The sequence below is a fragment of the Dactylosporangium darangshiense genome (genome assembly GCF_039537565.1).
In the GTDB taxonomy this organism is placed as follows: Bacteria; Actinomycetota; Actinomycetes; order Mycobacteriales; family Micromonosporaceae; genus Dactylosporangium; species Dactylosporangium darangshiense.
The window spans coordinates 218,967-225,586 of the sequence record NZ_BAABAT010000016.1; the positions used below are offsets into that span (position 1 = coordinate 218,967).

The 6,620-nt window shown below is 72.8% G+C and carries 5 protein-coding genes; 4 read left to right on the plus strand and 1 reads right to left on the minus strand.

The features are described 5' to 3' along the window. Positions 1–9 precede the first annotated feature (9 nt). Complete coding sequence (locus tag ABD901_RS28120; protein ID WP_345130888.1) at positions 10–747, minus strand: alpha,alpha-trehalose-phosphate synthase (UDP-forming); 738 nt, start codon at positions 745–747, stop codon at positions 10–12. On the opposite strand from ABD901_RS28120, the gene ABD901_RS28125 reads away from it, so the two are divergent. The 4 genes from ABD901_RS28125 to ABD901_RS28140 form a co-directional block, all read left to right on the plus strand. Next, positions 739–918 (plus strand): hypothetical protein, encoded by a 180-nt coding sequence (locus ABD901_RS28125; protein WP_345130890.1) that lies wholly within the window; start codon positions 739–741, stop codon positions 916–918. The genes ABD901_RS28120 and ABD901_RS28125 overlap by 9 nt on opposite strands. Before the next feature lie 57 nt (positions 919–975). Further along, on the plus strand, positions 976–3,624 hold the full coding sequence (locus ABD901_RS28130) for an MGH1-like glycoside hydrolase domain-containing protein (protein WP_345130892.1): 2,649 nt from the start codon (positions 976–978) through the stop codon (positions 3,622–3,624). After that, entirely contained in the window at positions 3,621–5,516 is a 1,896-nt protein-coding gene (locus ABD901_RS28135; protein WP_345130894.1) for an amylo-alpha-1,6-glucosidase, read from the plus strand. Before ABD901_RS28130 ends, ABD901_RS28135 begins: the two co-directional genes overlap by 4 nt. Before the next feature lie 224 nt (positions 5,517–5,740). Continuing rightward, on the plus strand, positions 5,741–6,620 hold an 880-nt coding region (locus tag ABD901_RS28140), incomplete at its 3' end, for a discoidin domain-containing protein (protein WP_345130896.1).

Here is a 6,620-nt window from a genome sequence, read left to right on the forward strand (position 1 = left end):
GGTAGGACGTTAGGCCGACATGCGCAGTGCGTCGAGGAAGGACCGCACCCAGGCGCGCACGTCGTGGCGCTGCAGGTGTCCGCGCATGATCTCCATCCGCCGTCGTTGCTCGTCCGGGCGCATGCCGGCGGCGAGCAGCATGGCGCCCCGCAGCTCCTCGGCGTCGTTGGGGTTGACGAGCAGGGCCTGGTCGAGCTCGGCGGAGGCGCCGGCGAACTCGCTGAGCACCAGGGCGCCGCGGTTGTCGACCCGGCTGCCGACGTACTCCTTGGCGACGAGGTTCATGCCGTCGCTGAGCGGCGTCGTCACCATCACGTCGGCCGCGGCGAACAGCGCGACCAGCTCGTCGAAGGAGTACTGGCGGCTGGTGTAGTGCACCACGTTGTGCCCGACGCCGCTGTAGGCGCCGTTGAGCCGGCCGGTGAGCCGCTCGACCCGGTCGCGCAGGCTCGCGTACTGCGCGAGGCGCTGCCGGCTGGGCGTGGCGACCTGCACGAACACGGTGTCGTCGGCGCGCAGGTCGCCGTCGGCGAGCAGCCGGCCGTAGGCCTCCAGGCGCTGCTCGATGCCCTTGGTGTAGTCGAGCCGGTCGACGCCGAGCAGCATGCGGCGGGGCCCGCCGAGGCCGGCACGGATCTCGGCGGCCCGCCGGCGCGTGCGGGGTTGCGCCGCGACGCGCTGGGTCGCCTCGAAGTCGATCGAGATCGGGAAGGCGTCGACGCGGATGCGCCGCTCGTCGTGCAGCACGACCGAGCCGTCCCGGCCGCGCTGATGCTCGTCGTCGGCCTGCTCGAGCGCCGGTTGACGGGCCGGTGGCCGTCGGCCGAGAGCTGGCGCGCGCCGGCCGTGGAGTGGCCGGGTCCCGTCGCCGTCCTGCGCCGCGCGTTCCTCCTCCTGCACGGGCGGCGGCCCCGCTAGGCGGTCACGCGACGCGGGTGACGCTGAGACGTACCCCGAATGTTCACCATGGGCGACATGACCAATCCGGAGCGGGAGCGGGTGGCCTCCTTCGGCCGCCCGGAGGACGGGCTCATCGAGGCCAGCCCCTGGTACCTGTGGGGGCCCTACCTCAGCGAGCGGGCCTGGGGCACGGTCCGTGAAGACTACAGCGGCGGCGGGACGGCGTGGGAGGCGTTCCCCCACGACCACGCACGCTCCCGCGCCTACCGGTGGAGCGAGGACGGCCTCGGCGGTATCAGCGACGCGGGGCAGCGGCTCTGCTTCGCCCTGACGATGTGGAACGGGCAGGACCCGATCCTCAAGGAGCGCATCTTCGGGCTCACCGGGAACGAGGGCAACCACGGCGAGGACGCCAAGGAGTACTGGTGGTACCTCGACGCCACGCCGTCGCACTCGTGGATGCGGTGGCGCTACCACTACCCCCAGCGGGCGTTCCCCTACGAGCGGCTGGTCAGCGAGAACCGCCGCCGCGGGCGGGAGGAGCCCGAGTTCGAGCTGCTCGACACCGGCGTGTTCGACGACGACCGGTTCTGGATCGTCGAGGCCGACTACGCCAAGGCCGACCCGAACGACGTGCGGGTGCGGCTGCGGGTGACCAACGCCGGGCCGGAGGCGGCGACCCTGCACATGCTGCCCACGATGTGGTTCCGCAACACCTGGTCCTGGGAGCAGGGCAGCGCCAGGCCGCGTCTCGCCCCGGCGGGTGAGGACGCCATCGGGGTGGAGCACGACGGGATCGGGCGGCTGGTGCTGCAGGCCGCGCCGGGGCCGGACGGCGAGCTTCCGACGCAGGTGTACTGCGAGAACGAGACCAACGCCGAACGGCTCTTCGGCTCACCGTCCACCACGCCGTTTCCGAAGGACGGGATCAACGACCACGTCGTGCACGGCGCGGCGACCGTCAACCCGGCGCGCGAGGGCACGAAGGCGGCGTTCTGGTACGCCCTGGAGGTCCCGGCCGGCGAGACGGTCGAGCTGTCGCTGCGCCTGGCGCCCGAGGTGCGCCGGGACGCGTTCGGGCCCGGGTTCGAGCAGGTGCTCGACGAGCGGCGAGCGGAGGCCGACGCCTTCTATGCCGACCTGGCGCCGGCCGGCACGAGCGCCGAGGACGCGATGATCATGCGGCAGGGCTTCGCCGGCATGATCTGGGGCAAGCAGTTCTACCACTACGACGTGGACCGCTGGCTCGTCGGCGACCCGGAGCAGCCGCCACCGCCGCCCGGGCGGCAGGCCGGGCGCAACGCCGGCTGGCGGCACCTGGACGCCTCCGACATCATGTCGATGCCGGACCCGTGGGAGTACCCGTGGTTCGCCGCCTGGGACTCGGCGTTCCACGCGGTCGCGCTCGCGCACCTCGACCCGGCCTTCGCCAAGTACCAGCTGATCCTGCTGTGCCGGGAGTGGTTCCAGCACCCCAACGGCGCGATACCCGCCTACGAGTGGGCGTTCGAGGACCTCAACCCGCCGGTACAGGCGTGGGCGGCGCTGCAGGTGTACGACATCGACGGCCGGCGCGACATCGCCTTCCTCACCCGCGTCTTCTCCAAGCTCGTGCTGAACTTCACCTGGTGGGTCAACCGCGAGGACGCCGACGGCAACAACCTCTTCGAGGGCGGCTTCCTCGGCCTGGACAACATCGGGCCGATCGACCGCTCCCACCTGCCGCCCGGCTACACCCTCGAGCAGTCCGACGCGACGGCGTGGATGGCCTTCTACTGCCTGAACCTCCTCGAGATGGCACGGGAACTTTCCGAGCACAACCCGGCGCTGGACGACCTCGTCATCAAGTTCCTCGAGCACTTCGCGCAGATCTCCGAGGCGATGCGGGCCAAGGACCTGTGGAACGAGGACGACGGGTTCTACTACGACATGCTGCGCACGCCCGACGGCGCCGGCGTGCCGCTGCGGGTGCGCTCGATGGTCGGCATCATCCCGCTGTTCGCCACCAAGGCGCTGCGCGAGGACGACTTCCATCGGGTGCGCCGGCTGTGCAAGAGCTTTGCCGACATCCCCGACCACCACGTGGTGACCACGACCGAGGGCGACCGCTACGTCGGCGTCGGGGTGGCCGCGAACGGCCGCGTGCGGCGGATCCTGCCGCACCTGTTCGACGAGAACAGCTTCCTGTCGCCGTACGGGCTGCGCGCCCTGTCGCGCTGGCACGCCGAGCATCCGTTCACGGTCGAGCTGCCCGGCTGGACCGCGACCGTCGGCTACGAGCCGGCCGAGTCCACGACCGGGATGTTCGGCGGCAACTCCAACTGGCGCGGGCCGATGTGGGTGCCGCTGAACTACCTCGTGCTGCGCACGCTCGAGGACTACGACGCCCACCTCGGCGACGGCGTGAAGATGGAGTACCCGACCGGGTCGGGTGAGAAGCACAGCGCCGGTGAGATAGCCGAGGACCTGCGCCAGCGCATGCTCTCGCTGTACCGCCGCGGAGAGGACGGCCGCCGACCGGCCTTCGGCTGGGTCGACAAGCTCCAGCACAACCCGCACTGGCGGGACAACCTGCTGTTCTTCGAGTACTTCCACGCCGACAACGGCGCTGGGCTCGGCGCGACGCACCAGACCGGCTGGACCGGCCTGCTCGCCGAGCTCGTGGCCCGGCCGAGCGCCCGGTTAGAGGGCCGGCGCACCGGCCGATGGGAGACCCACCGGTGATCGCGTTCGGGCGGCAGGTCTGCGGCGACCTCGGCGCCGCGTCGGCTCGGGAGTGGCTCGTCACCGACGGCCTCGGCGGCTACGCCATGGGCACGGTGTCGGGCCTGCGCACCCGCCGCTACCACGGCCTGCTCGTGATCGCCGCGCCCGGCGGCGGCTCGCGCCGGCTCGGCCTGGCCGCGCTCAACCCGGTGGTGCGCGTCGGCGAGCGGGTGTTCCGCCTCGCCACCGACGAGTGGGCCGGCGGCACCGTCGACCCGGCCGGCCACGTGCACCTGGCGCAGTTCGAGCTCGACAACGGCGTGCCCTCCTGGCGCTGGGACCTCGGCGACGTCGTGCTGCAGCGCGAGATCGCGATGGCGCACGGGCGGCCGGTTGTCGGCGTCGTGTTCCGCGTGCTGCGCGCGCCGCGGCCGGTCACGCTCGAGCTGACCCCGCTGTGCACCTGGCGGGACGCGCACGGCGAGCGGACCGCCTTCGGCGAGCCGGAGGTGACCCCGGTCGCCGGCGGCTTCGAGTTCGAGCACGCCTACCGCGTCGCCGGCCCGGACTGGCGGCCCGGCGGCGACTGGTACCGCGGCGTCTACGCCCGCGAGGAGGCGGCCCGCGGGCTCAACCCGACCGAGGACCTGTGGGCGGCCGGCCACTTCACGGCGGAGGTCGCGCCCGGCGGCAAGGCCGAGGTCGTCGCGGCCGCGTTGCCGTTCGACGGCGCGCTGCCCTCCGCCGCCGGCCTGGTCACGCAGGCGCGCAAGCGGGCCCGCCGGCTCGCACGGCAGGCCGGCGCCTCCGACGCCGTCGGGCGGCAGCTCGTGATCGCCGCCGACCAGTTCGTCGTCGACACCCCGACCGGCCCGTCGGCGGTGGCCGGGTACCCGTGGTTCGGCGAGTGGTCCCGCGACCTCATGACGTCGTTCGAGGGCCTGCTGCTGTCGACCGGCCGCACCGACGAGGCCCGCGAGGTACTGCTGCGGGCGGGCGCGACGGTGTCGGAGGGCATGCTCGCCAACACCGCGGACACCGGCAGCCTGGAGTACAACACCGCGGACGCCGCGCTGTGGTTCCTGCACGCGATCGGCCGCTACGCCGAGGCGACCGGCGACGTCGACACCGTCGCCACCCTCGCCGGGCCGATGGACGAGATCCTGACCCGCCACCGCGACGGCACCCGCTACGGCATCGCCGCCGACCCGGCCGACGGGCTGCTCACGCAGGGCAAGCCCGGCTTCGCGCTCACCTGGATGGACGCGCGCGTCGGCGGCCAGCCGGTCGCCGAGCGGCAGGGCAAGGCGGTGGAGATCAACGCCCTGTGGATCAATGGCCTCGCGGTCACGGCCGGGCTGTTCGAGCGCATCCGGCGGCGCAACGACTGGTCGGCCGCCGCCGAGCGCGCGACCGCCTCGTTCCGGCGCCGCTTCGTGCGGCCGGGCGGCGCGGGGCTCTACGACGTCGTGGACGGGCCCGGCGGCGACGACCCGGCGATGCGCCCCAACCAGCTGCTCGCCGTCTCGCTGCCGCACGGGCCGGTCGCCGACCCCGAGCCGGTCGAGGCGTGCCGCGCGGCGCTGCTCACCTCGGTCGGGCTGCGCTCGCTCGCGCCCGGCGAGCCCGGCTACCGGGGCTCGCACCGCGGCGACCCGGCCGCCCGCGACCACGCCTACCACCAGGGCACCGTGTGGCCGTGGCTGATCGGCCCGTTCGCCGACGCCTGCGTGCGCGTCGGCGCCGACACCGCGGGGCTGCTCGACGGCCTCGAGCTGCACCTGGCCGAGTGGGGCCTGGGCTCGGTGTCGGAGACGGCGGACGGCGATGCGCCGCACGCCGGCACCGGCTGCCCGTTCCAGGCCTGGTCCGTCGCCGAGATGCTCCGGGCGCGCCGCGCACTGCGCTGAACCCCGCACGACAGGACGGCCGGCGGCGATCTCGCCGCCGGCCGTCGCCGTGTTCGCCCGACAGAGATCGAGTTGGCAAGTTTTGGCAAGCGATTGCCACGCCCGTTCGCGCCGCCCTACCGTCGTGTCAATCGCCAGGCCCGCCAGCCTTTGCCGATCCAACGCCGCGGCACACCGCCCCCACGGGCGGCGCTGGCGCATGCCATCACGACTCGGGAGATGCCATGCGAACACCCCTTCTGCTCAACCGCCGGCGGCTCCGGCCGCTGCTCGCCGCGGCCGCCGTCCTCGCCGCGCTGGGCGCATACGCACTGGTCGCGCTCACGCCGCAGGCGAACGCCGCCACCGGCTGCGGCACCACGAACGTCGCGCTGAACCGGCCCGCGACCTCGTCGTCGGTCGAGTCGGCGAGCCTGTCGCCGGCCAAGGCCGTCGACGGCTCCGCCACCACGCGCTGGTCCAGCGCGCACGGCGTCGATCCACAGTGGATCCAGATCGACCTCGGCGCCACCACGCAGATCTGCTCGGTGGTCCTGACCTGGCAGCGCTCGTACGCCAAGGCCTACAGCATCGAGGTCTCCGCCGACGGGACCGGCTGGACCCCGATCTACTCGACCACGACCGGCCCCGGCGGCACGGAGACCTTGGCGGTCAGCGGATCCGGCCGGTACATCAGGATGTTCGGCACGACCCGCGCCACGCAGTACGGCTACTCGCTGTTCGAGTTCTCCGTCTACAGTGGACCCGGCACCGACCCGTCGCCGTCACCGTCGGCCTCGGCCTCCCCCAGCACGAGCCCGTCCGGCCCGGATCTGCCCGGTGGTGGTGACCTGGGTGCGAACGTGATCGTGTTCGATCCGTCGCAGTCGTCGGCGACGATTCAGGCGAAGCTGGACCAGATCTTCACGCAGCAGGAGCAGAACCAGTTCGGTACGGAGCGCTACCAGTTCCTGTTCAAGCCCGGCTCCTACAGTGGCCTGAACGCGCAGATCGGGTTCTACACGTCGATCAACGGTCTGGGGCAGAACCCGCAGGATGTGCAGATCCACGGTGACATCACCGTCGATGCGGGCTGGATGGCCGGCAACGCCACCCAGAACTTCT